The organism is Phytobacter palmae, assembly GCF_039409775.1.
Lineage (GTDB): Bacteria > Pseudomonadota > Gammaproteobacteria > Enterobacterales > Enterobacteriaceae > Phytobacter > Phytobacter palmae.
This window is the reverse complement of sequence record NZ_JBCIVJ010000003.1, coordinates 263,933-286,631: the sequence shown is the minus strand read 5'-3', so window position 1 is coordinate 286,631 and position 22,699 is coordinate 263,933. Positions and strand designations below refer to the sequence as shown.

Here is a 22,699-nt window from a genome sequence, read left to right as displayed (position 1 = left end):
TTTGGTTGACCGGGTTGTGTGATGGAACTTCTTCTGCTGGTCTGGCGGCAGTACCGCTGGCCTTTTATCGCCGTCATTGCGCTAACGTTGCTTAGCGCCGCGCTGGGCATTGGGCTTATTGCCTTTATTAATCTCCGTCTGATCGAAACGGTGGATATGTCGCTGGCCGTGTTACCGGAGTTCCTGGGTTTACTTCTGTTATTGATGGCGGTGACGCTGGGCTCTCAACTGGCATTGACCACTCTTGGTCACCATTTTGTCTATCGCCTGCGCGGTGAATTTATCAAGCGCATACTCGACACCCCTGTTGAACGTATCGAACAGCTCGGCAGCGCTTCGTTGCTGGCCGGGCTGACCAGTGATGTGCGTAATATCACCATCGCGTTTGTACGTCTGCCGGAACTGGTGCAGGGGATCATCCTCACCATTGGCTCGTCGGCTTATCTGGCCTGGTTGTCCGGTAAAATGCTTGTGATAACCGCGTTGTGGATGGCACTGACTATCTGGGGCGGATTTATTCTGGTCTCCCGCGTCTACAAACATATGGCGACGCTGCGTGAAACCGAAGACAAGCTGTACAACGACTTTCAGACCGTACTGGAGGGGCGCAAAGAGCTGACGCTTAATCGCGAACGTGCCGGACATATCTATAACAACCTGTATCTGCCTGATGCCCGTGAATATCGTCACCACATTATCCGTGCTGATACTTTCCACCTCAGTGCGGTGAACTGGTCAAATATCATGATGCTGGGGGCGATTGGCCTGGTTTTCTGGATGGCAAACAGTCTGGGCTGGGCGGATACCAGCGTCGCGGCGACCTACTCATTGACACTCTTGTTCCTGCGCACACCCCTGCTCTCCGCCATCGGCGCACTGCCGACGCTGTTGAGTGCGCAAGTCGCGTTCAATAAACTTAAGCAGTTCTCACTGGCGCCGTATCAGGCTGAGTTCCCGCGCCCGCAGATTTACCCGGACTGGAAAACGCTGGAACTGCGCGATGTCACTTTTACCTATCAGGACAAAACGTTCTCCGTGGGGCCGGTCAATCTGACACTCAAGCGCGGCGAACTGGTCTTCCTGATTGGCGGCAATGGCAGCGGTAAATCAACGCTGGCGATGCTGTTAACCGGATTATATGAACCGGCTTCTGGCGAAATCCTGCTGGACGGTAAACCGCTGGCGAAAGAGAAACCAGAGGATTACCGCAAGCTGTTTTCTGCAGTCTTTACCGATGTCTGGCTGTTTGACCAACTCCTGGGCGCGGATGGACAACAGGCGGATCCGGCGCTGGTGGATAACTGGCTGCAACAGCTTAAGATGTCGCACAAGCTGGAGCTCAAAGACGGTAAAATCCTCAATCTGAAACTGTCGAAAGGGCAGAAAAAGCGTGTGGCGCTACTGCTGGCTCTGGCGGAAGAACGCGATATTTTATTGCTCGATGAGTGGGCCGCTGACCAGGACCCGCACTTCCGTCGCGAGTTCTACCAGGTGCTGTTACCGCTAATGCAGGCAATGGGTAAAACCATTTTCGCCATCAGTCATGATGATCATTATTTTACTCATGCCGATCGTTTGCTTGAAATGCGTAACGGCCAATTGAGCGAACTGACCGGGGAAGAGCGTGAACTCGCCTCCCGCGATGCGGTTGCCCGCACGGCATAATGGTGACTTTCCGGGTGGAAACGCCCGGAAAATCGACAACATACCTCTCTTTTACCCATCTGTACGTGCGGCGTATTAATATTTACACCACCTGCCGCTATGCTTAGACCTGTACGCCTTTATCTCAGAAAGGTGAGTTACTACGCAGGGAATGTCCAATGTCTGTCAGCAAAAAAAGCAGTAGCAGATTGCGCGATCAGGAGCGCGCGCGTTTAATCTGGCTCCTCACCACCGAAAAATCACTTACCGCAACCTTGCTTGGCGAGTTAACCCTGGCGGAACAGTTTGACGCCGATAAGCTCACCAATGAGATAGCCGAAGTCAACGCGTTGGTGGCGCATCTACCGGCACCAGATTTAGCCGATACCCTGGAAGGATTGCCGATAGACGGGCGTCTTGCGCTGTGGCGGCTGGTCGAAGATGACAAACGCGGCAAAGTCTTGCTGGAAGCGTCGGAAAACGTCTGGGAAGATCTGATTGATGGCATGAGCGATAAGGCGTTGCTGGATGCACTGCAAACGCTTGATATCGACGATCAAATCTGGCTGGTGCAGCATCTGCCGCGTAATCTGACCGGACGTCTGATGGCAACACTACCGGCAACCGATCGTGCCCGGGTACGCCAGGTTATGCGCTACGGCAAAAATTGCGTTGCGGCAATCATGGAGTTTGAAGTGATTACCGTGCGTCCGAATTTGACGCTGGCTACCGTACAGCGCTATTTACGCAGACTGGGCAACATGCCGGAAAATACCGACAAACTCTTCGTTACCGGACGTGACGGCATACTGCTTGGCGAACTGGCGCTGCAAACCATCTTACTCAAAGGCAGTGCGTGCCGGGTAAGCGAGGTGATGAATGACGAACCGGTCACTTTTTCGCCTGATGAGCATGCCGAAGACGCGGCACACACCTTTGAACGCGATGACTTAATTAGCGCTGCTGTTACCGATACTGACGGCAAATTGCTCGGTCGCCTTACCATCGATGATATCGTGGATGTAGTCTACGAAGAGACTGATAACGATCTGCGTCAGATGGGGGGCCTGAGTACCGAAGAGGATGTTTTTGCCCCGGTCACCCGCGCGGTGAAAAATCGCTGGGCGTGGCTGGCGATTAACCTCTGCACGGCATTTATTGCTTCACGGGTGATTGATGGTTTTGAACACACCATTTCACAACTGGTCGCGCTGGCCGCGTTGATGCCTGTCGTTGCCGGTATCGGTGGAAATACCGGGAATCAAACCATCACTATGATTGTTCGCGCCCTGGCATTGCAGACCATTCAGCCGGGTAACTTTCGTTTTTTAGTCCTGCGTGAAATGGGCGTGGCGTTGGTGAACGGCCTGGTATGGGGCGGAATCATGGGGGTTGTGACCTGGCTACTCTATGATGATGCCGCGCTGGGCGGTGTGATGACGTTGGCAATGATGCTCAACTTGCTGATGGCAGCCTTGATGGGCGTACTTATTCCGATGATTATGGTCCGCTTCGGGCGTGACCCGGCGGTCGGTTCTAGTGTGATGATCACGGCGATTACCGACACCGGGGGCTTTTTTATTTTTCTTGGACTGGCGACGATTTTTCTGCTGTAGCGCCACGCGCCTTATGCAGACGAGCAGGAAGGATAGCCATCGCCACCATGCCTGCCAGCACGCCAATCGCCAGATTACCGGTACTGATAGTTGCCGCAACGGTAACGATCATCACCCCTGTTTCGGCAATCGGCGCGCGCTGCAGCGTTGCCGGATGTAGGCTATGCCAGCTAAAGGTTTTGCAGGCGACAATAGTCATAATGCCCGCCAGTACAACCATTGGAATCTCCGCCATGATGTCGCTGAGTGCCGTCACCAGGAGTAATAACACCAGTCCCGCCACGATGGTTGACACGCGGCTGCGGCCTTTGCCCATTTCCACGTTGACGATGGTCTGTCCAATCATCGCGCAACCGGCGATACCACCGTAAAAACCGGCAAGAATATTGGCGATACCAAGGCCGGCACTTTCCCGGCTTTTGTTGGATGACGTGTGGGTCAAATCATCTACCAGACGTGCGGTCAGCAACGATTCCAGCAGGCCAACAAAGGCGATGCTGAGTGCGCAGGGCCAGATGATGCCAAACGTGGTGAGGTTAAACGGCACCAGCCATTCGGTGAGGCCGGGCAGGCCACCCTGCATCGGGCCTTCATCGCCTACGGTGGGCAGCGTCTGTCCGGTGAAGACGGTAAAAAATGTCAGCACCACGATGGCGACCAGCGGTGCGGGCACGCTTTTCACCCACCGTGGCCACCACAGGACAATCAGTACTGTCAGGGCGAAGAGAGCGAGGATCAGCGGATCGCGGTGCCAGAAATGGGGCACCTGGGCGAAGAAGATCAAAATACCCAGCGCATTCACAAAGCCTGTCATCACCGCCTGCGGTACAAAGCGCATCAGACGTGACATTTGCGTTAAGCCAAAGATAACTTGTATGACGCCTGCGAGCACCACGGCTGGCAAAATGTATTCGACGCCGTGTTGGTGCACCATCGGGCCAATCACCAGCGCTACGGAACCGGCCGCTGCGGTTACCATCGCCGGACGCCCGCCCAGCAATGACATGCTGATACACAGCACGACGGAAGCCAGCAGGCTGACTTTGGGATCGACGCCTGCGATCACCGAAAAGGAGATCACTTCCGGAATCAATGCCAGTGCGGTAATAACGCCTGCCAGCGCTTCGCGCGTCAGCAGTTGAGGGGAGCGCAGCACGTTGCTGACCCGACCTGTCGGGGAGAATAATTTTTCAGTCATAACTTTTCGCAGGGGTAATCAGCAGCAGGCATCAATAAAAGGACGGAATGACATGTGTTTGACAAAGCGGAGAATACTACTGTTTCCTGGCAAAAGTTGCCAGTAAACATGGTTATTTTTAATGCAATTATTAAACTTATTAATAACATTTATGTAATGACTATTTAATGTTTAAACATTATTTAAATCCTCTTTCCCCCGTGCTAGGTTAGATGCGCTAACGAAGTTACCCGCGATAACTGCTAATAAAGCAGCACTAAAAGTAAGGCATTAACATTATGAAAAGAATGACTGCCAGACTGTTTTCGATGGCTGTCGGGCTTAATGCTGTCTCTGCGGCAGCAAAAGCTAACGCATCGAAAGAGCAGGAAACGGATGTGCTTTTAATCGGTGGTGGGATCATGAGCGCCACGTTGGGAACCTACCTCCAGGAGCTGGAGCCCAACTGGTCGATCACCATGGTGGAACGGCTGGACGCGCTGGCGGAAGAGAGCTCCAACGGCTGGAATAATGCCGGTACGGGGCACGCCGCCTTGATGGAACTGAACTACACCCCGCAAAACCAGGATGGATCCATCAGCATCAAAAAGGCGATTGAGATTAACGAAGCGTTTCGTATCTCTCGTCAGTTCTGGGCGCATCAGGTGGAAACCGGTGTGCTGAGCGAACCGCGCTCGTTCATTAATACCGTTCCGCACATGAGTCTGGTGTGGGGCGATGACAACGTTAACTTCTTGCGTGCTCGCTACAAAGCGTTGCAGCAAAGTACGTTATTCCGTGGCATGCGCTATACGGAAAACCACGAGCAGATCCGCGCGTGGGCACCACTGGTAATGGAAGGGCGTGACCCGCAGCAGAAAGTGGCGGCGACGCGTACGGAAATCGGTACCGACGTGAATTTCGGCGAGATTACCCGTCAGTTGATTCACTCCTTGCAGCGCAAAGACAACTTCTCCCTGAAGCTGGGTAGCGAAGTCCGCAGCATCAAACGCAATGCGGATAACACCTGGAATGTGTCCATCGCCAGCCTGAAAAACAGCGGCGTCGATCAGGTCATTAAGGCCAAATTTATTTTTATTGGTGCCGGTGGCGCCGCGCTGAAACTGTTGCAGGAATCCGGTATCCCGGAAGCGGCGGAATACGCAGGTTTCCCGGTCGGCGGTCAGTTCCTGGTGTCCGAAAACCCGGATGTTGTGAACAGCCATCTGGCGAAGGTTTATGGTCAGGCGACCGTGGGCGCGCCGCCAATGTCTGTACCGCATATCGATACCCGTATTATTGATGGCAAACGTGTGCTGCTATTTGGACCGTTCGCCACCTTCTCAACGCGCTTTTTGAAAAATGGGTCGCTGTGGGATCTGCTGCGTTCAACCAACAGTTCTAACTTCCTGCCCATGTTAAGCGTCGGGATGACCAATTTCAGCCTGGTGAAATACCTGATGAACCAGGTACTACAAAATGACGACGATCGCTTTGATGCCCTTTGTGAGTACTATCCGCTGGCTAAAAAAGAGGACTGGCGTTTGTGGCAGGCCGGGCAGCGCGTGCAGATCATCAAACGCAATGCGAAGAAGCTGGGTGAGCTGCGTCTGGGTACCGAAGTGGTTAGCGACAAAGAGGGCACCATCGCTGCGCTGCTGGGCGCATCGCCGGGTGCTTCCACTGCCGCGCCTATCATGCTGGAATTGATGCAGAAGGTCTTCCCGGAAAAAGTCGCTTCCCCTGAGTGGCAGGCGAAACTGAAAGAGATCATCCCTTTCCTTGGCGTGAAGCTTGACGGCAACGTTGAAGCCTCGGATGCGGAGTTGCACTATACCAGTCGCGTGCTGGGGCTGAAATGCGACGAATCGCCGCTGGCGGATGCCACGCCGCCCGTACGAAAACCCTCGCATGTTGTGCCTGCAGAGAATGAACCCGCAGCGGATATCGCGCTGTAAGTGAAAAAACCTGCTTCGGCAGGTTTTTTTGTCTCTACGTTTAAGCAGCGTAAACCGATGACATAATCGCTGATGTTTTTCGAAGGTTCATCGGTGCGTTCATCACCACCACGGCAAGTTATTACAAACTCTCCAGAACGTAAGGCCGAAAATCACCTGCTGCAATAAGGTTGGCTGGCAAACCGTGCGCAATACCTCATCAGTGCATAATCTGTTCCGTCAGCAATAGCAGAGAAATCGCAATCATCATTCCCCCTGAAATCCTGCTGACCACTTTTGCCGCCTGCGGCCGGGTGGCGAGAAGCGCCCTGGAACCATATCCCACCAGCAGATAGACCAGCGTACAGGTGATGAGATGCAGCAGCGCCAGCGCCGACATCTGCAAGGGAAGGGGCCAGAGACTTTGCGGGTCAGTGAACTGCGGCAACAGGGCGAGAAAAAGCAGAAAGACTTTGGGGTTCATCCCGCTGATGCACATACCTCTTATTGCCCAGCGGTTCCATGAACTGTCTGCCTGCGTACGTCCTGCTGTTATAGCAGCGGGACAGCGCAACATGCCGATCCCGAGCCACAACAGATACAGCGCGCCGAAAAGGGTAAGGGCGGATAATGCCAGTGGATGCCCTGCCAACAGCACCCCCATGCCTGCAACAACGATGCCCGTTGCCAGTAAATGACCTGTCATTAAGCCCATGACCGCCGGAATAATGCCGCGTCCGCTGATGCCAGCCGTAATGGTATAGGCCCAGTCGGCACCCGGGGTCATTATCAGGAGAAAGGAGACAATCCAGAACCCCATTACCACACTCATTTCCATCGCTTTTGCCCCGTAAGTTCTCAATATTCTGCATAGAAAGAATATCCCTGACGCCGTAGAATGAGTTTGCAATGTTGCGCCTTAATTCCACCTGAAAAGGGAAAATCTTCCAAATGGATAGTATCGACAGAAAGATTCTTGCGGAGCTGCAGTCTGACGGCAGGTTGTCGATAACCGATCTGGCCGAGCGGGTCAATTTGAGCCTCTCGCCATGCCATCGTCGTTTACGCGCGCTGGAACAGAGTGGTGTGATCACAGGTTATCGCGCTACCTTAAATCCGGTTCAGATGGGATTTACCTTTTCGGCGATTGTGTTTGTGACCCTGCGCGAGGCGGATAAGAAAGCGGTCAGCGCCTTTGAGGAGGCTATCGTGGATGTGCCGCAGGTGGTACTGGTCCAGCGCCTGTTTGGCGATCCGGACTACATGATGCAGGTCGTTACGCGCGATTTACCGGCCTTTCAGAAACTCTATGATGAGAAGCTTTCGGCGATGCCTGGCGTGCAGCGCTTAACCTCAACGCTGGTAATGAAGACCGTTGTGCATGACAGACCCTATCCGTTAGAGACAATAAGATGAAAATTGTCATGCTGGCAGGGGAATGTGAGTTGTTCAGTTAACAGACACTCACTGACTCTTATCAGAGAGAATGAACCCTTTCCTGCTCGCCGCAGCCACAGGGTTTTCTGACTGGCCGGGCTGATTCTGCTTGTCTTGCGTCGCCGCGTCGCACATTTCTGTTGCCGATATCCGCTTTGCCTGTTGGCTCTGTGCTTTATATCCTTTAGCGCATTGATGCAAAAACGGAGTCATCAGGCGTCTGTGGGCGTATTGTCGTTCCAGTGCATCTTCAGCCTGGTGCACTGGGCATATTTGTTGTGGTATTCCCTGTTGCCAAAAATGCGCTTCGTTACCGTCAGTACCGTGCAACTTAGTGTGCCGTGCCACGCTCGGCGGAGTGATATTTTTAGGGTAGCGGATGGTGGTCTCAATAGTAGCTGTTCTGGTCGGTATTTAGCTGACCATCCGGGCGCCAACATCACTTAACTGCCGCCTTGTTTTTCCCCCATAAAATAGATGAACGGCATATGCTTAAGATTAATCTGAGTCATTGCTGAGTGTTTGTTTCTGCTGTTACACGGCTAAAAAGTTAGGTTTATTATTAGCTCCTTACTTCATAAGGGCGCATGTTTATTAACATCATTGCGGAGCAAATAATGGGACTTCCAGCTTCTGGTGTGGCTTCGACCTATTCAGATTTCTTTATCAATAAAATGACTGCGAGCGGCGATCTTTATACCCATACGGCGTATACCGCTGCTTTACTGCCGCGTGAACGCTGGCATGCAGTACCGCTGGGGACAAAACTGAAACTGTCATATCAGGGGCGGTCGGTCATTGTTAAAGTCAATGATCGTGGGGCTGGCGATGGTTCAATGGCACGTGTCCTTGATTTAAGCCGGGCTGCGTTTGCTTATCTGAGTGGGCGGCCGATAAATGCCATTACCGATAAAACCGCAGGCTTGATTACTCTACAATCCATCATAGTTGTGCCAGCCAGCACGCTACAGGGACCTGTAACCCCATGAAGACGACATTCGCTATTCTCTTTTTTGCCCTGGGTTTTATCACCAGTGGTGCCGTGCAGGCATCGGAGAGTAAAACGCCTGAGACTATTAATCGCATCATGGCGGAACCTGTGCACAATCTGAGTCTCCTGGATGCCGACCCTCAGGGGGAATTGCGCTGGGTAGCCTGGCAGGAAGGGGAGGGAGAGTCCCGCGTTTCTTCTCTGGCATTATTTAAACAGAGCAAGGGGGCTGCATCATCGGTATGGTCAACAAGTTGGCCGGATGCCTGGTCACCTGCGCTGCAACCTCTGTCTGAATGGCGCTGGCAAGGAAATGCTCTTTTGGCCGTGACGCTCCAGTTTGGCGCTGCCGCCGAGCAAGTTGAACTGTATGGACTGGATACGCAAAAACGACCATTAAAACTGGCAGAAAAGACGGCAGCCAGCGTCAGTTGGAAAATCAATGAAGCGGGTCAGCGGCTGTTAGTTCTTTATGAACCTAAACCAACAGCGCTCAAAGCGAGTTGTTATGGCTGGCAAGAAAATACGGGCAAATTAATGCCTCAGTCGTGCAACTGACAGGGGCAGATCTTCCGATAATCATTTCTGTTCGGGATTATCGTCAGTATTCGATAAAAGATCGTTCAGTGTTTCGAAATCGATTTCTGATTCAGCGTCATCCAGCAACTGGGTGACAGAAAGCAGATCGGTAAATTCGCTGAGCAGCATTTCAGCATCAGATTTAAGCGGCGTGTCGGAGACATCGACCGCCGTATTGATGGCTTTCTTTACGTTCTCAATGATTTCGCGAACGCCGCCGTTTTTCCCGAGAGTGAGTACCAGGGCACTGAGCAACAGTGACTGTGCCTCTACGCGAGCCGTCAGCTGTTTCGCCTCCGCATCCATCTTTGAAATTTTTGCAATCATACTAATAATGACATTTTTCATGTGATTCCCTGCCTCTGATCCGCATATGTCCTGCCCACCCACAAGACATGAGCGTGGCATTTCTAAAGCCTAAATGAGCTTAGGTTATTTCACGCGTTGAAAAATGCTGAGCCGGACACAGATGTGAAAAGATCTCTTTCAGGAACCAAAGGAACTCCCTCTTTGACACACCATCATCGGCGAGTGCGGTGCACATTGTTTTCATATGCGTTTTCATAAGCAAAGGGAGAAAGCCGTAAGACGTGAGGGGATTGCAGCCATTAAAAAACCCGCAGACTCAAAGAGAATGCGGGTTTTTAAGGGGTAACCGATCGCGTAAAGCTTACCGGTGAAATATTTGGTCGGCACGAGAGGATTTGAACCTCCGACCCCTGACACCCCATGACAGTGCGCTACCAGGCTGCGCTACGTGCCGATTTGTGGCGGTAATAGTACCCTTTTCACCGCTGATTGCAAGTGAAGGGGCAGCTAACTGATTCATAAATAATCAATCAGTTAGCGATAAACCGTTTTTCATCTGTCAGAACCTGTAACAGCAAACTCAACTGCGGTTTCTGATCCTGAATCTTTTCACCCTGCGGACTCCAGGTCTGATAGCTGCCGTTCTGATTGAGCACCAGCGTCATCTGTGGCGTCGTTATCGCCAACGCATCGCCGCTTGCTGCGGTTACCCATGTATGGCGGCGCGTCGCATTAAACAGATCCTGGCCCTGCGAATACTCGTTTGCTGGCGTACTTACATGTAACAGGCGCTGCATTAGCGTCGTCATCACATCTTTGTGGTCGGTCAGCTTGTTGATGCGCTGTGCAGGCGTACCCGGCCAGTGAATCACCAGCGGCACATGCAGATTGTCACGCGACCAGGCAAAGTCAGCGCCCGACTTATCAGCAGGGATGCCGTGACCGGCGGTGATTATCACCACCGTATCATCCAGCTTGCCCGATTCACGCAGCGCATCCAGTAAACGGTTGATCTGTGTATCGACATCGGCCACAGCGCGACCATAGCGACGGGTAAAATTCTGCTGATTGCTGTCTGGCAGGGTGGTGCCGTTCAACGCCACCCAGGAGAACCAGCGATTATCGTCCTGAGCATAATGGCCCAGCCAGTCAATCCATTGATCGGCAGTTTGAGCGTCCGTCTGTGTTTTTGCCGCAGGAAGCGAGAAATCCGAAAGCAATGCCTGACGATACAACGCGCTGCTGAACCCGTCGGAAGAGAACAGGCCTAACTGATAACCTTGCTGATTGAGCGCAGATATGAGCGCAGCAGGCACGCGTGCCGACAGCACCCCGTCCATGTAACCTGGCGAAATACCGTAAAACAGGCCAAAGTAGCCGCTGTCCGCCGTGTTGCCGGAACTCATATGCTGCGTGAATGTCACGTTCTGTTCCGCAAACGCAGCAAGCGCTGGCATCTGTTTTTCGTAACCAGAGTAATTCAGGCCATCAACGGTAATCAGCAGAACGTTTTGCCCGGATCCCATATCCAGATAACGTAAATCGCTCAATGGATACTGTACCGAAACGGCTTCCGGGCTACCCTGTTCAATCAGGCGTCGCTGATAATCCTGAGCATCCAACAGACCATGTTTCTCCAGGAAGCGGCGTGCCGTCATCGGGTAGGAGAGAGGCAGGTTTGCACGCTGCATGGTGATGGGGCGATAGAAGTTAGCATCCGCCCAGATATACATAACGTGGGTGGCAATAAAGGCAACGAAAAAGAACCCTGCCACCGGTTTTGCGTAGCGCCGCCGCCGGGTCAGACTGCGAAGTTTTTGCCAGCTCCAGGTGGCAAACAGCATCTCAACGAGCAGGATAACCGGCACGCCGATAAACATCAGTTGCCAGTCACGCGCCGTCTCATTCTGGTCGGGGTTAATTACCAGTTCCCAGACGATGGGATTGAGATGCAGGTGAAAACGGGTAAAAACTTCGCTATCGATAAGTAACAGCGTCATCCCTGTGGTCGCCAGAATAACGGAAAGGAACCGCATCAGGCGCTGGGACATCACCACAAAGGTGAGGGGAAATAAAATCAGCAGGTAGGTGGCGAACACCAGGAAACTGAAATGACCGACCACGCTCAGGTAAGAGTATATCCGCCCGGCAAGCGTTGTCGGCCAGTCGGCAACAAACAGATAGCGACTACCGACCACAATGGACAATAAAATATTGAACAGGGCGAACCAGTGCCCCCAGCTTACCATCTGGGAGACTTTTTCACGGTAGGGCTGACGATGAGTCACCATAACTTGTCGCTGTTTACCTTAATGCGCTTTATCGTCATTAACGGACGACTGCAGTGCCTGGGCGAAAGATTTTGCGATGGCCTGGCGTTGAGCAGGTGCGATGCTGGTATTGATCAAGTTCGTCACCATGTTCCCCAGAACCATCAGGGAAAGGTCGGTCGGAGACTTGTGTTTTTCCAGCACGTTGGCCAGCTCACTTAGCAGTTGTTCAACGTGTTCATCACTGTAGCGGGAATTTTGTGGCATAAATCGAAATCAGTTATTCATAAAGGGCAACATATTACCGTAGCAATGGCTTTTTTTCTGCTTTTTTATCAGCAGTTGCACAGTTGCTTGCGTGGTGGTTGAATACCGCCCGGTCTAAAAGGAGAGTTTATCATGAGTCTGGACATCAACCAGATTGCCCTGCACCAGCTTATCAAGCGCGATGAGCAAAACCTTGAACTGGTGTTGCGCGAATCTTTGCTGGAACCGACCGCTCCCGTTGAGGAGATGGTCGCCGAGTTACACCGGGTTTACAGCGCGAAAAGTAAAGCCTACGGCCTGTTTAACGACGACAGCGAACTGGCGCAGGCATTACGCCTTCAGCGTCAGGGCGAGGAAGATTTTCTCGCGTTCAGCCGTGCGGCAACGGGGCGCTTACGTGATGAACTGGCAAAATACCCCTTTGCGGACGGTGGCATTGTGCTGTTCTGCCATTATCGTTATCTGGCGGTAGAGTACCTGCTGGTCGCTGTGCTGAATAATTTAAGCAGTATGCGTGTTAATGAGCAACTGGACATCAGCGCGACACATTATCTCGATATCAACCATGCGGATATCGTAGCGCGTGTTGATTTAACCGAGTGGGAAACCAACCCGCAATCGACGCGTTATTTGACCTTCCTCAGAGGGCGCGTTGGACGCAAGGTTTCTGACTTTTTCATGGATTTCCTCGGTGCAACCGAAGGGCTAAACGCCAAAGCGCAGAACCGTGGATTGTTGCAGGCGGTGGATGACTTTACCGCACAGGCGCAGCTCGATAAATCAGAACGTCAGGATGTTCGCCAGCAGGTCTACACCTACTGTAATGAACAGTTGCAGGCTGGCGAAGAGATTGAACTGGCGTCATTGTCAAAAGAGCTGGCGGGCGTAAGCGAAGTTAGCTTTGAAGAGTTTACCGCGGGGCAGGGCTATGAGCTTGAAGAGAGCTTCCCGGCGGATCGCAGTACGCTGCGTCAGTTAACCAAATATGCCGGCAGTGGTGGTGGGTTAACCATTAACTTCGATGCTTTGCTGTTGGGCGAGCGTATTTTTTGGGATCCGGCGACTGATACGTTGACCATTAAGGGCACACCGCCGAATCTGCGCGATCAACTGCAGCGCAGAACCGGTGGCAACTGACCGCACTGTGCGTGAAGGAATACGCCAGAAACCGCCTGTCGATATAGCATTGCTGCGACAGGTATTGCGTAAGCACATTATTGTTTTTGTGGCGGTTTGTGCCTCAGGTATGCTGTTCAGCGTCGCGTCGCTGTTTATCTTTAGTCGCAGCGACGGGCGCTTTATGCCCGGGCTCCTCGGTGGTGTATTTCTGTGCGTGGGGCTTTTTCTCATCGGTTTTGCCTTCAAATCGACCCTGAGCAGCGTCAGTTACTATTATCAGAAAGGGCAGCTCAAGCGTTTTGGGCTGAACCTGAATGCGACACTGGTACGCAAAACGCGGGAAAAGACCAATATTCAGTACGACTTCGAACGATACTCCCGTCGTGAGCATATTGAAGAGTTGGCGTTTACTCTCTGGTTTGACTTTCAGTTTGATGGCCGGACGTGGCAGTGCGCGGATCTGATAAGCAACGAAAAGATGTTTGATGCTTTGAGTGAGGGGCAGGTCATCCCGGTACGTATTTTGCCATGGATGCCAGAGAGCGCATCGGTTCGCCAGAGGGCATTACTCAATCAGCTTAAGCGTGATGATGTACGGGCAGAGCCAGACGATCCGCGAACAGGTAGGCCGTTAATCGAATTTGATGAGATATAAAAAAACCCCGCATGGCGGGGTTTTTCTCAACACTCGTTAGCGATTAAGCGCGAACGAAGTCGATGTGAGTCAGTTTCGGTTTGTAAGCGTGACGCTGTACAGCCTGAACTTTCACTTTTACTTCTTTGCCATCGATAACCAGGGTCTGAACTTCGCTATAGAATTCAGCTTTAGCCTGGATGTTCCACAGCTGGTCGTGGTCCAGTTCGATAGCAACCGGAGCTTCATTCCCACCGTAAACGATAGCCGGGAATTTGTTAGCTGCGCGCAGGCGGCGGCTCGCACCCTTACCCTGCTCTTTACGTACTTCTGCGTTAATAGTAGACATTTAAAACTCTCTTCAATAGTTCCTGCTACAGGCGACCCAGCAACAGGCAAGTGATCTGCTCTGCGGATGCAAAAGCGGGCGGGATTATACCCGTATCCCCCCTCTGTTACAAGCCGCACTGATATGAACTTAGCCGCGTAACTCATTGGCGCGGCGAAAGCGCCCCTCATAATCGAATACTTTCTCTCGCACCTGCCAGTACTGGCCTTTTTTGCGTGCCACAACAAAGTCAGGGTGTCGTAACAGCGCCTGCCTGGCGAGAATATCGGCGGCAACGATCCAGCGTAACGGCACACCGGGCGTACGGGTGTGCGGGCGGATAAAGAGCTGCTCAAAGGCGGTACGCTGGGCGGGGGTATGCAGGCGATAGCGTTCGCTGACATCTGCGCCATCTTCATCGTAGTAGGTAATTTTGAGCCACTCGCCTTTGTCATCCGCGCCGTGCTGTAAGTCCATTCCGCTACAGCGCAGGACCAACGCGTCTTTGAGTTTCAGCGCCGCTTTAAGCATATCGTCCGGATCGACCAGAATGGTGTCGCAGCTCCGACAGCGGCGAGCGGCAATGTCGTTTTCGGTATTACACTGGGGGCAATTTTTAAAGCGGAAACGATAGTCACACTGTTCCCGTTGACCGTCATCGTCCTCAAACCAGCCCTGACAGCGGCGACCAAAATGTTCAATTAAAGTGCCATCCGCCGTGGTTTTTCCCCAAAACGTATTGGCAAAGCCGCAGGCCGGGCAAAACACCTGCACGGGTACGTTATCGCTTTTTCCTTTCGGGGCACCCACTTCCGGGGCGTAGAGATCGTGCGGATTCCCGGCGTAATCGAGAATCAGGCAACTGGTTTTGCCGGGAAACAATCGCAGGCCGCGGCCAACAATTTGCTGATACAGGCTGACGGATTCCGTCGGGCGCAGGATGGCAATCAAATCGACATGTGGCGCATCGAAGCCGGTAGTAAGTACCGACACGTTCACCAGATAGCGAAAACGTTGCGCTTTAAACGCCTCAATAAGTTCATCACGCTGCGGACCAGGCGTTTCGCCAGTAATCAGCGCCGCTTCGCCGGCTGGCAACAGTCCGGTAATTTCACGGGCATGTTCTACGGTCGCGGCAAAAATCATCACCCCTTTGCGGCTTTCTGAGAACTCAACAATCTGGCTGATGATATGCGGCGTGACGCGTTTTTGTTTTTTCAGTTCACGGTTCAGATCCGCTTCGCTGAACAGGCCGTTACTCTGTGCCTGCAGGCGGCTGAAATCATACTGCACCACGGGCATGTCGAGCCGTTCTGGTGGCGTCAGATAGCCATGCTTGATCATGTAGCGCAGCGGAAGCTCATAAATGCAGTCGCGGAAAAGCGCTTTTTCATCGCCCCGAACCATGCCGTGATAATGAAAACGGTAAATCCAGCCTTTCCCCAGACGAAAGGGCGTTGCGGTCAGGCCAAGCAGCCTTACGCGGGGATTCACTTTGCGCAGGTGCTGTAAGATTTGCTGATACTGGCTTTCGTCATCGTCGCTGATGCGGTGGCACTCATCGACAATCAGCAGTGAAAACTCCCCCTGAAAATGGTCAAGGTTGCGGGCAACGGACTGTACGCTGCCAAACACCACTTTGCCCTCACTCTGTTTACTCTTGAGGCCAGCGGCGTAGATATCCGCCTCCAGACCCAGAGCGAGATATTTCGCGTGATTTTGTGCGACCAGTTCTTTAACGTGGGCGAGCACCAGCACGCGCCCGCGCGCCACCCTTGCCAGTTCAGCAATAACCAGGCTTTTGCCCGCACCGGTGGGCAGGACAATCACCGCCGGTTCATCGTGGTGGCGAAAGTGGGCGAGGGTAGCGTCTACCGCTTCGCGTTGATATGGGCGTAAGGTAAAAGTCATGCTTTTTATGGCGTAACAACATCATGTCACAAGTATGCCACGAATCTTTCCCTTGAGCGGTGTAGAATGACCGCTATACTGACAGGCGTAAATCACCTGAGTCTTCTTAAGGACGAAAGTCCTGCTCCCAGCACCATACAGGCAAAACAACTTCATGCGACTTGATAAGTTTATCGCTCAGCAACTCGGCGTAAGCCGTGCTATTGCCGGACGTCAAATCCGCGCCAGTCACATTACCGTAGACGGCGAAATTGTCAGAGATGCCGCGTTCAAATTACTCCCGGAACACGAGGTGGAGTATGAGGGTAACGCACTGGCTCAACAGACCGGCCCCCGTTATTTCATGCTCAATAAACCACAGGGCTATGTTTGTTCTACGGACGATCCCGATCATCCGACGATACTCTATTTTCTCGATGAGCCAGTAGCACACAAACTGCATGCTGCGGGGCGGCTGGATATCGATACCACGGGACTGGTGTTGATGACCGACGATGGACAGTGGTCGCACCGTATTACCTCACCGCGTCATCACTGCGAGAAAACCTATCTGGTCGATCTGGAGTCGCCAGTGGCAGAAGATACAGCGGAACGCTTTGCCAAAGGTGTTCAGTTACATAACGAGAAAGATCTGACCCAACCGGCGCAGCTCGAAGTGATCACCCCGACGCAGGTACGTTTAACCATCAGCGAAGGGCGCTATCACCAGGTAAAACGTATGTTTGCCGCGGTAGGCAACCACGTTATCGGATTACATCGTGAACGTATCGGCGCGATTACCCTCGACGACGATCTGGCGCCGGGAGAGTACCGCGCACTGACAGAAGAAGAGATTGCCAGCGTCGGTTTGCCTGCGCGTTAACTTACAGGAGCTTCTTGTGACCAACAGGCCACACTCATCACTGAGTATTGTGATTATTCTTGGCCTGCTGGCCATGTTGATGCCGTTATCTATTGATATGTATCTGCCCGCGCTCCCGGTGATTGCCGGGCAATTTGGCGTACCGGCGGGCAGCGCACAAATGACGCTGAGTACCTACATTCTGGGCTTTGCGTTGGGACAACTGATTTATGGCCCGATGGCAGACAGCATCGGGCGTAAGCCTGTGATCCTCGGCGGTACGCTGATTTTTGCCGCAGCGGCCGGGGCCTGCGCGCTGGCACAAAGTATCGATCAACTGATTACCATGCGCTTCTTTCATGGTCTGGCGGCAGCCGCAGCCAGCGTGGTGATTAATGCCCTGATGCGCGACATGTATCCGCGCGAAGAGTTTTCGCGGATGATGTCGTTTGTCATGCTGGTGACCACCATAGCGCCATTGCTTGCTCCAATGATTGGCGGGGCAGTGCTGAAATGGTTTAGCTGGCATGTGATCTTCTGGATCCTGGCGGTGGCGGGCTTGCTGGTTTCGGTGATGATTACCGTGTTTATTCGTGAAACCCTGCCGCCCGGGCGCCGTCAGCCGTTCCATTTGCGCACGACAGTGGGCAATTTTGCATCTCTGTTTCGCCATAAACGTGTGCTTAGTTATATGCTGGCAAGTGGCTTTAGCTTTGCCGGGATGTTCTCTTTCCTGAGCGCAGGACCATTTGTCTACATCGAAATTAACCATGTTTCGCCACAAGACTTTGGTTACTATTTCGCACTGAACATTGTGTTTTTATTCCTGATGACCATCATTAACGGGCGCTTTGTCCGCCGTGTTGGTGCGCTCAACATGTTTCGTAGCGGGCTGTGGGTGCAGTTTGTGATGGCGCTGTGGATGGTCATCACAGCACTGCTCGGCGCAGGTTTCTGGTCGCTGGTTGTGGGCGTGGCTGCTTTCGTCGGCTGTGTTTCGCTGGTGTCGTCGAACGCGATGGCGGTTATTCTCGATGAGTTTCCCCATATGGCAGGAACCGCTTCGTCGCTTGCCGGCACGTTTCGTTTTGGTATTGGCGCAATTGTCGGCGCGCTGCTTTCTGTCTCGTCGTTTAATTCAGCATGGCCAATGATTTGGTCAATCACCTTCTGCGCGACCAGCTCTGTTCTCTTCTACCTCTACGCCAGCCGCGGCAAAAAACTGGCGTAACCTTTCAACAGAAGGGGGGCAGAAATGCCCCCTTTTTTGATGCATATCAACCAAACCAGACATACATTCGGACATGTTTGTTTATTTTATGTAAAATCCGTTTGTGTAAAAAGTCACATCATTGTAGTAAAATAGGTTGAGTTAGATCTCAGAAACGGGTACATATAGCCGAAAAAAGGGCAGAGGTTCATCGATAAAAACCTGATAAATGAACCGGTAACCCGCATACAGTATGGCATTTAGCGTTTTATCTGCCGCTGACGAGACGATTTGTCAATAATGTGTTAATATAAATGTGAAATATTTGTGAAGTGATTGGTACTTCCGGGGACAGAAAGTGAATACATTACAACTCTCCATCATCCACCGTTTACCCCAGTGCTACCGCTGGCTCGATGGTTTTGCAGGCGCCAGGGTTGAACCGATTCCGCAAAATGACGATGACGCGGAAGGCACTCTTGTAGCGCTGAAATTATTGAGCCCGGATGGCGATAGCGCGTGGCCGGTTATGCATAAGCTAAGTCAGGCGCTGAGTGACATCGAAGTGGATTGCTCCATCGTGGAATGCGAAGGTGAACCATGTCTGTTTGTTAGCTGCCAGGATGAGTTTGCAGCGACCTGCCGCCTGAAAAACTTTGGCGTCGCGATCGCCGAACCCTTCACCAGTCAGAATCCTTTCTGAGCGTCAGCTTAGTGATAAAAGCTGGCGCGTATAGTCCTGCTGCGGCGCGCTAAACACGCGGTGGCACTCTCCCTGTTCAACCACCTCTCCCTGTTTCAGCACAATCACCTGATGGCATAACGCGCGCACTACCTGCAAATCATGACTGATAAAAATATAAGCCAGATGGTGCGTCTGCTGGAGCGATTTCAGTAAGGCGAGTATCTGCGCCTGTACCGTGCGATCAAGAGAAGAGGTGGGTTCATCCAGAATGATCAGCTCAGGTTTCAGTATCAATGCCCGGGCTATGGCAATACGCTGGCGTTGACCGCCTGAAAACTCGCCCGGGAAACGGCGGCGGGTTTCCGGATCCAGACCGACCTCCTTCATTACTCTGATGACCTCAGCCTCTCGCGCTTCGCGCGTTAACGCAGGCTGGTGTACCAGTAATCCCTCTTCGATAATCTGCTGAACGTTAAGCCGTGGATTAAGCGATGAGTTCGGATCCTGAAAGACCACCTGAATACGGTGGCGCACCGGTAACATCTGTTTGCGGTTCCATGTATGTAGAGGGCTATCGCCAAAGGTGATGGCGCCCTGCGAAGCAATCAGGCGCAACAGGGCAAGCCCGGTGGTGCTTTTCCCGGAACCCGACTCCCCAACCAGCCCCAGCGTTTCTCCTGCGCGCAGGGTGAAGCTGATATTGTTGACCACCCGGTTTTCGCCCACCACGCGTTTAAAGATACCTTTGCGGATCGGAAAACTGACGCCAAGATTATCCACGCGCAGTAACACAGGTGCCTGCGGGTCTGGCGGAACCGGCTCGCCTGCGGGCTCGCTGTTCAACAGGCGCTGAGTATAGGGGTGGGCCGGCGCGGCAAACAGAGCGCTGGCGCTGTTCTGCTCGACGCACAGACCGTTTTGCATCACGGCAACGTTGTCCGCCAGTTTGCGCACGATGTTCAGGTTATGCGTGATAAACAGAAGCCCCATGTTCAGCTCCTGACGCAGTTCGCGCAGTAGCGTCAGAATTTGCGCCTGCACTGTCACATCCAGTGCAGTAGTGGGTTCATCGGCAATCAATAGCTCGGGACGGGTGAGTAGCGCCATAGCAATCATCACGCGCTGGCGTTCGCCACCGGAAAGCTGGTGGGGGAAATCCCCCAGACGCTGACGGGCATTGCGGATACCCACCCGGTCCAGACAGGTCAGTATCTCGGCGCGGGCGGCCTCCCGACGAATTCCCCGGTGAAGCGATAAGACCTCATAAAGCTGCTTTTCCACGCTATGCAGTGGGTTTAGCGACACCATCGGTTCCTGAAAAATCATCGCAATTTTATTGCCGCGTACCTGGCGTAAGGTTTTCTCGCTGGCATGCAGCAGGCTTTCTCCATGGAAGAGGATATCGCCCTGCGGATAGACTGCGGGCGGAGTGGGCAACAGACGCAGGATCGACAATGCGCTCACGCTTTTGCCGGAGCCGGATTCGCCAACCAGCGCCAGTGTTTCACCCGCCTCAATTTGCAGAGAAAGCGAATCCACCACCGTGCGCTGCGTCTCCTGCTGACGAAAAGCGATAGACAGGGAATCAATACGTAACAGGGGAGGTGTCATCTTATACCGCCTTGTTAGGGTCGAAGGCGTCGCGCACCGCTTCACCAATAAAAATTAACAGCGACAGCAATACTGCCACGGACAAAAACGCCGCGATACCCAGCCAGGGCGCCTGCAGATTGTTCTTCCCCTGCAGCAATAATTCACCGAGCGACGGCGAACCCAGCGGCAAACCGAAGCCAAGGAAATCCAGCGAGGTCAGGGTGGAAATCGAGCTGCACAAAATAAACGGCAGGAAGGTCAGCGTGGCGACCATCGCATTAGGCAGCATATGGCGCAGCATAATACTGCGATCGTTTACCCCCAGCGCCTGCGCCGCGCGGATATAGTCGAAATTTCGCGTACGCAGAAACTCAGCGCGCACTACACCGACCAGACTCATCCAGCCGAACAGCACCGTAATGGCCAGCAGCCACCAGAAACCAGGCTGTACGACGCTGGAGAGCAGAATTATCAGGAACAGCGTTGGCATGCCGGACCAGACCTCAATAAAGCGCTGGCCCCACAGATCGATTTTTCCGCCGTAATAACCCTGGAGTGCACCTGCGATGACGCCGATGACACAGGAGCAGAGCGTCAACATTAAGCCAAACAGCAATGAAATACGCGTTCCGTAGAGGATACGCGCCAGCACATCACCGCCGTTGGCATCGGTACCCAACCAGTTCTGCTTCGAGGGCGGCGAGGGGAAAGGCTGAGTGGTGGCGTAGTTGATACTGCGCGCGCCGAAGCGGATGGGGGCCTGAATCATCCAGCCATGTTGCGCAATTTGCTGCTGCAGCCAGGGATCCTGATAATCCGCTTGCGTAGCAAACGGACCGCCGAACTCACTCTCGCTGTAGTCGAAAATGACGGGCACATACCAGCTTCCCTTGTAATGCACCAGTAGCGGTTTATCATTTGCGATCAGTTCGGCAAACAGGCTGAATAAAAAGATCAGCAGAAAAATCCACAGCGACCAAAAGCCGCGGCGATTATGGCGAAAACGCGCCCAGCGAGTCTGATTGACGTAGCTTAATTGAAACATCAGCGTCCCTCGAAATCGATGCGCGGGTCGACCAGCGTGTAACTGATATCGCTGAGAATATTCAGCAACAGGCCGATAAGCGTGAAAATATAAAGTGTGCCGAACATCACCGGGTAATCGCGTGAGACGGTAGCCTCGTAGCCCAAAAGCCCCAGACCATTAAGCGAGAAGATGACTTCAATAAGCAGCGAGCCGGTAAAAAACATGCTGATAAAAGTAGCCGGGAAGCCTGCGATAACCAACAACATAGCGTTACGAAACACATGCTTGCGCATAATTCTGCTTTCGCTGACGCCTTTTGCACGCGCGGTGACCACATACTGCTTGCGTATCTCATCCATAAATGAGTTCTTGGTCAGCATGGTCAGGGCCGCAAAGCCGCCGATAACGGTAGCCAGCACAGGCAGGGTGATATGCCACAGGTAATCCGTTACCTTACCGTACCAGGGCAGGGTGTCGAAGTTCGACGAAACCAGCCCGCGTAGTGGAAAGATATCGTAATAGCTCCCGCCCGCAAAAAAGACAATTAGCAAAATAGCAAACAGGAATGCGGGTATTGCATAGCCAATAATAATAAAAGCGCTGCTCCAGACGTCGAACCGGCTACCGTTATAGACCGCTTTGCGGATCCCAAGTGGAATGGACACAAGGTAGATGATCAGCGTTCCCCACAGTCCAAGCGTGACGGAAACCGGCAGGCTTTCTTTGATCAGCTGTAGCACTGAGGCACTGCGGAACAGGCTATTACCGAAGTCGAATCGGACATAATCCCAGAGCATTTTGAAATAACGCTCATGAATCGGTTTGTCGAAACCGTAGCGTTTGGTGATTTCAGCAATCACTTCCGGATCAAGCCCACGTCCGCCGCGATAGTGGCTGTCGTTGCTGGTGGCGCTGCCGATACCGGTACGGGCGTGTGTGGCGCCGCCGCCCTCGACCGTCGTACCTGGTAAACCGCTCTGGTTACCGAACTCAATCGCTGCAATGGCCTGATCGACCGGCCCACCCGGGGCAATCTGCACGATGAAAAAGTTAATGGTGATAATCGCCCACAAGGTGGGAATGATCAGCAATAAGCGTCGAATAAAATAGGCGCCCATTCTGTC

The 22,699-nt window shown here is 53.0% G+C and carries 21 protein-coding genes and 1 tRNA gene; 11 read left to right on the top strand and 11 right to left on the bottom strand.

Annotated features, from left to right (window positions below):
- Positions 1-21 precede the first annotated feature (21 nt).
- Both AAIG39_RS06550 and mgtE read left to right on the top strand, forming a co-directional pair.
- Complete coding sequence (locus AAIG39_RS06550) at positions 22-1,665, top strand: multidrug ABC transporter permease/ATP-binding protein (protein WP_249569212.1); 1,644 nt, start codon at positions 22-24, stop codon at positions 1,663-1,665.
- A 158-nt stretch (positions 1,666-1,823) separates the two neighbouring features.
- Positions 1,824-3,260: a magnesium transporter gene (gene mgtE, locus AAIG39_RS06545; RefSeq protein WP_343193445.1), complete on the top strand. Its 1,437-nt coding sequence runs from the start codon at positions 1,824-1,826 to the stop codon at positions 3,258-3,260.
- Here mgtE and AAIG39_RS06540 read toward each other — a convergent pair.
- Positions 3,223-4,458, bottom strand: a complete 1,236-nt coding sequence (locus AAIG39_RS06540) for a SulP family inorganic anion transporter (protein ID WP_249569210.1) — start codon at positions 4,456-4,458, stop codon at positions 3,223-3,225. The two genes, mgtE and AAIG39_RS06540, sit on opposite strands and share 38 nt — an antisense overlap.
- A gap of 278 nt (positions 4,459-4,736) precedes the next feature.
- On the opposite strand from AAIG39_RS06540, the gene mqo reads away from it, so the two are divergent.
- Positions 4,737-6,395 (top strand): malate dehydrogenase (quinone), encoded by a 1,659-nt coding sequence (mqo, locus tag AAIG39_RS06535; RefSeq protein ID WP_249569209.1) that lies wholly within the window; start codon positions 4,737-4,739, stop codon positions 6,393-6,395.
- Positions 6,396-6,594: 199 nt separating this feature from the next.
- On the opposite strand, the gene AAIG39_RS06530 is transcribed toward mqo, so the two are convergent.
- Positions 6,595-7,212, bottom strand: coding sequence for a LysE family translocator (locus AAIG39_RS06530; RefSeq protein ID WP_343193444.1), 618 nt, complete (start codon positions 7,210-7,212; stop codon positions 6,595-6,597).
- Positions 7,213-7,325: 113 nt separating this feature from the next.
- On the opposite strand from AAIG39_RS06530, the gene AAIG39_RS06525 reads away from it, so the two are divergent.
- From AAIG39_RS06525 to AAIG39_RS06510, 3 genes are all read left to right on the top strand, one after another.
- A complete protein-coding gene (locus tag AAIG39_RS06525; protein WP_090085326.1) occupies positions 7,326-7,790 on the top strand; it encodes an Lrp/AsnC family transcriptional regulator in 465 nt (154 codons plus the stop codon).
- Between the two features lie 638 nt (positions 7,791-8,428).
- Positions 8,429-8,800 carry a septal ring lytic transglycosylase RlpA family protein gene (locus AAIG39_RS06515; RefSeq protein ID WP_343193443.1) on the top strand — a complete coding sequence of 124 codons (372 nt, stop codon included), beginning with the start codon at positions 8,429-8,431 and terminating at the stop codon, positions 8,798-8,800.
- Positions 8,797-9,360 carry a hypothetical protein gene (locus AAIG39_RS06510; RefSeq protein WP_343193442.1) on the top strand — a complete coding sequence of 188 codons (564 nt, stop codon included), beginning with the start codon at positions 8,797-8,799 and terminating at the stop codon, positions 9,358-9,360. Before AAIG39_RS06515 ends, AAIG39_RS06510 begins: the two co-directional genes overlap by 4 nt.
- 21 nt (positions 9,361-9,381) lie before the next feature.
- Here AAIG39_RS06510 and iraP read toward each other — a convergent pair whose 3' ends face one another.
- The 4 genes from iraP to AAIG39_RS06490 form a co-directional block, all read right to left on the bottom strand.
- The gene (iraP, locus tag AAIG39_RS06505; protein ID WP_039079935.1) at positions 9,382-9,729 is read right to left on the bottom strand and encodes an anti-adapter protein IraP; all 348 of its coding nucleotides are present in this window, start codon (positions 9,727-9,729) and stop codon (positions 9,382-9,384) included.
- Positions 9,730-10,067: 338 nt separating this feature from the next.
- Positions 10,068-10,144: transfer RNA gene (locus AAIG39_RS06500), tRNA-Pro, on the bottom strand.
- A 76-nt stretch (positions 10,145-10,220) separates the two neighbouring features.
- Positions 10,221-11,981 (bottom strand): LPS biosynthesis-modulating metalloenzyme YejM, encoded by a 1,761-nt coding sequence (gene yejM / locus AAIG39_RS06495; protein ID WP_090085334.1) that lies wholly within the window; start codon positions 11,979-11,981, stop codon positions 10,221-10,223.
- Positions 11,982-11,999: 18 nt separating this feature from the next.
- Complete coding sequence (locus AAIG39_RS06490; RefSeq protein WP_090085335.1) at positions 12,000-12,227, bottom strand: YejL family protein; 228 nt, start codon at positions 12,225-12,227, stop codon at positions 12,000-12,002.
- Between the two features lie 132 nt (positions 12,228-12,359).
- On the opposite strand from AAIG39_RS06490, the gene yejK reads away from it, so the two are divergent.
- Positions 12,360-13,364 carry a nucleoid-associated protein YejK gene (gene yejK, locus AAIG39_RS06485; protein ID WP_090085337.1) on the top strand — a complete coding sequence of 335 codons (1,005 nt, stop codon included), beginning with the start codon at positions 12,360-12,362 and terminating at the stop codon, positions 13,362-13,364.
- 7 nt (positions 13,365-13,371) lie between these two features.
- Positions 13,372-14,001: a hypothetical protein gene (locus AAIG39_RS06480; protein ID WP_343193463.1), complete on the top strand. Its 630-nt coding sequence runs from the start codon at positions 13,372-13,374 to the stop codon at positions 13,999-14,001.
- A 43-nt stretch (positions 14,002-14,044) separates the two neighbouring features.
- On the opposite strand, the gene rplY is transcribed toward AAIG39_RS06480, so the two are convergent.
- Together rplY and radD are read right to left on the bottom strand one after the other, a co-directional pair.
- Positions 14,045-14,329: a 50S ribosomal protein L25 gene (gene rplY, locus AAIG39_RS06475; RefSeq protein ID WP_090085340.1), complete on the bottom strand. Its 285-nt coding sequence runs from the start codon at positions 14,327-14,329 to the stop codon at positions 14,045-14,047.
- 129 nt (positions 14,330-14,458) lie between these two features.
- Positions 14,459-16,219, bottom strand: coding sequence for a DNA repair helicase RadD (gene radD, locus AAIG39_RS06470; protein ID WP_343193441.1), 1,761 nt, complete (start codon positions 16,217-16,219; stop codon positions 14,459-14,461).
- Positions 16,220-16,373: 154 nt separating this feature from the next.
- On the opposite strand from radD, the gene rsuA reads away from it, so the two are divergent.
- The 3 genes from rsuA (at position 16,374) to AAIG39_RS06455 (ending at position 18,973) form a co-directional block, all read left to right on the top strand.
- The gene (rsuA, locus tag AAIG39_RS06465) at positions 16,374-17,081 is read left to right on the top strand and encodes a 16S rRNA pseudouridine(516) synthase RsuA (RefSeq protein ID WP_090085344.1); all 708 of its coding nucleotides are present in this window, start codon (positions 16,374-16,376) and stop codon (positions 17,079-17,081) included.
- 16 nt (positions 17,082-17,097) lie between these two features.
- Positions 17,098-18,291: a Bcr/CflA family multidrug efflux MFS transporter gene (locus AAIG39_RS06460; protein WP_090085346.1), complete on the top strand. Its 1,194-nt coding sequence runs from the start codon at positions 17,098-17,100 to the stop codon at positions 18,289-18,291.
- A gap of 337 nt (positions 18,292-18,628) precedes the next feature.
- On the top strand, positions 18,629-18,973 hold the full coding sequence (locus tag AAIG39_RS06455) for a YejG family protein (RefSeq protein WP_343193440.1): 345 nt from the start codon (positions 18,629-18,631) through the stop codon (positions 18,971-18,973).
- A gap of 3 nt (positions 18,974-18,976) precedes the next feature.
- On the opposite strand, the gene yejF is transcribed toward AAIG39_RS06455, so the two are convergent.
- Genes yejF through AAIG39_RS06440 form a run of 3 tightly spaced genes read right to left on the bottom strand, consistent with a single transcriptional unit; the run spans position 18,977 to position 22,693 of the window.
- Positions 18,977-20,566 carry a microcin C ABC transporter ATP-binding protein YejF gene (yejF, locus tag AAIG39_RS06450; protein WP_343193439.1) on the bottom strand — a complete coding sequence of 530 codons (1,590 nt, stop codon included), beginning with the start codon at positions 20,564-20,566 and terminating at the stop codon, positions 18,977-18,979.
- 1 nt (position 20,567) lies between these two features.
- Positions 20,568-21,593 (bottom strand): microcin C ABC transporter permease, encoded by a 1,026-nt coding sequence (locus tag AAIG39_RS06445; protein WP_343193438.1) that lies wholly within the window; start codon positions 21,591-21,593, stop codon positions 20,568-20,570.
- Positions 21,593-22,693 carry a microcin C ABC transporter permease YejB gene (locus tag AAIG39_RS06440; RefSeq protein ID WP_090085352.1) on the bottom strand — a complete coding sequence of 367 codons (1,101 nt, stop codon included), beginning with the start codon at positions 22,691-22,693 and terminating at the stop codon, positions 21,593-21,595. Before AAIG39_RS06440 ends, AAIG39_RS06445 begins: the two co-directional genes overlap by 1 nt.
- Positions 22,694-22,699 lie beyond the last annotated feature (6 nt).

Bases quoted from the DNA above. Each gene is read 5' to 3' on its own strand.
- AAIG39_RS06550 (WP_249569212.1), top strand. From the start codon at position 22: ATGGAACTTCTTCTGCTGGTCTGGCGGCAGTACCGCTGGCCTTTTATC.
- mgtE (WP_343193445.1), top strand. From the start codon at position 1,824: ATGTCTGTCAGCAAAAAAAGCAGTAGCAGATTGCGCGATCAGGAGCGC.
- AAIG39_RS06540 (WP_249569210.1), bottom strand. From the start codon at position 4,458: ATGACTGAAAAATTATTCTCCCCGACAGGTCGGGTCAGCAACGTGCTG.
- mqo (WP_249569209.1), top strand. From the start codon at position 4,737: ATGAAAAGAATGACTGCCAGACTGTTTTCGATGGCTGTCGGGCTTAAT.
- AAIG39_RS06530 (WP_343193444.1), bottom strand. From the start codon at position 7,212: ATGGAAATGAGTGTGGTAATGGGGTTCTGGATTGTCTCCTTTCTCCTG.
- AAIG39_RS06525 (WP_090085326.1), top strand. From the start codon at position 7,326: ATGGATAGTATCGACAGAAAGATTCTTGCGGAGCTGCAGTCTGACGGC.
- AAIG39_RS06515 (WP_343193443.1), top strand. From the start codon at position 8,429: ATGGGACTTCCAGCTTCTGGTGTGGCTTCGACCTATTCAGATTTCTTT.
- AAIG39_RS06510 (WP_343193442.1), top strand. From the start codon at position 8,797: ATGAAGACGACATTCGCTATTCTCTTTTTTGCCCTGGGTTTTATCACC.
- iraP (WP_039079935.1), bottom strand. From the start codon at position 9,729: ATGAAAAATGTCATTATTAGTATGATTGCAAAAATTTCAAAGATGGAT.
- yejM (WP_090085334.1), bottom strand. From the start codon at position 11,981: ATGGTGACTCATCGTCAGCCCTACCGTGAAAAAGTCTCCCAGATGGTA.
- AAIG39_RS06490 (WP_090085335.1), bottom strand. From the start codon at position 12,227: ATGCCACAAAATTCCCGCTACAGTGATGAACACGTTGAACAACTGCTA.
- yejK (WP_090085337.1), top strand. From the start codon at position 12,360: ATGAGTCTGGACATCAACCAGATTGCCCTGCACCAGCTTATCAAGCGC.
- rplY (WP_090085340.1), bottom strand. From the start codon at position 14,329: ATGTCTACTATTAACGCAGAAGTACGTAAAGAGCAGGGTAAGGGTGCG.
- radD (WP_343193441.1), bottom strand. From the start codon at position 16,219: ATGACTTTTACCTTACGCCCATATCAACGCGAAGCGGTAGACGCTACC.
- rsuA (WP_090085344.1), top strand. From the start codon at position 16,374: ATGCGACTTGATAAGTTTATCGCTCAGCAACTCGGCGTAAGCCGTGCT.
- yejF (WP_343193439.1), bottom strand. From the start codon at position 20,566: ATGACACCTCCCCTGTTACGTATTGATTCCCTGTCTATCGCTTTTCGT.
- AAIG39_RS06445 (WP_343193438.1), bottom strand. From the start codon at position 21,593: ATGTTTCAATTAAGCTACGTCAATCAGACTCGCTGGGCGCGTTTTCGC.
- AAIG39_RS06440 (WP_090085352.1), bottom strand. From the start codon at position 22,693: ATGGGCGCCTATTTTATTCGACGCTTATTGCTGATCATTCCCACCTTG.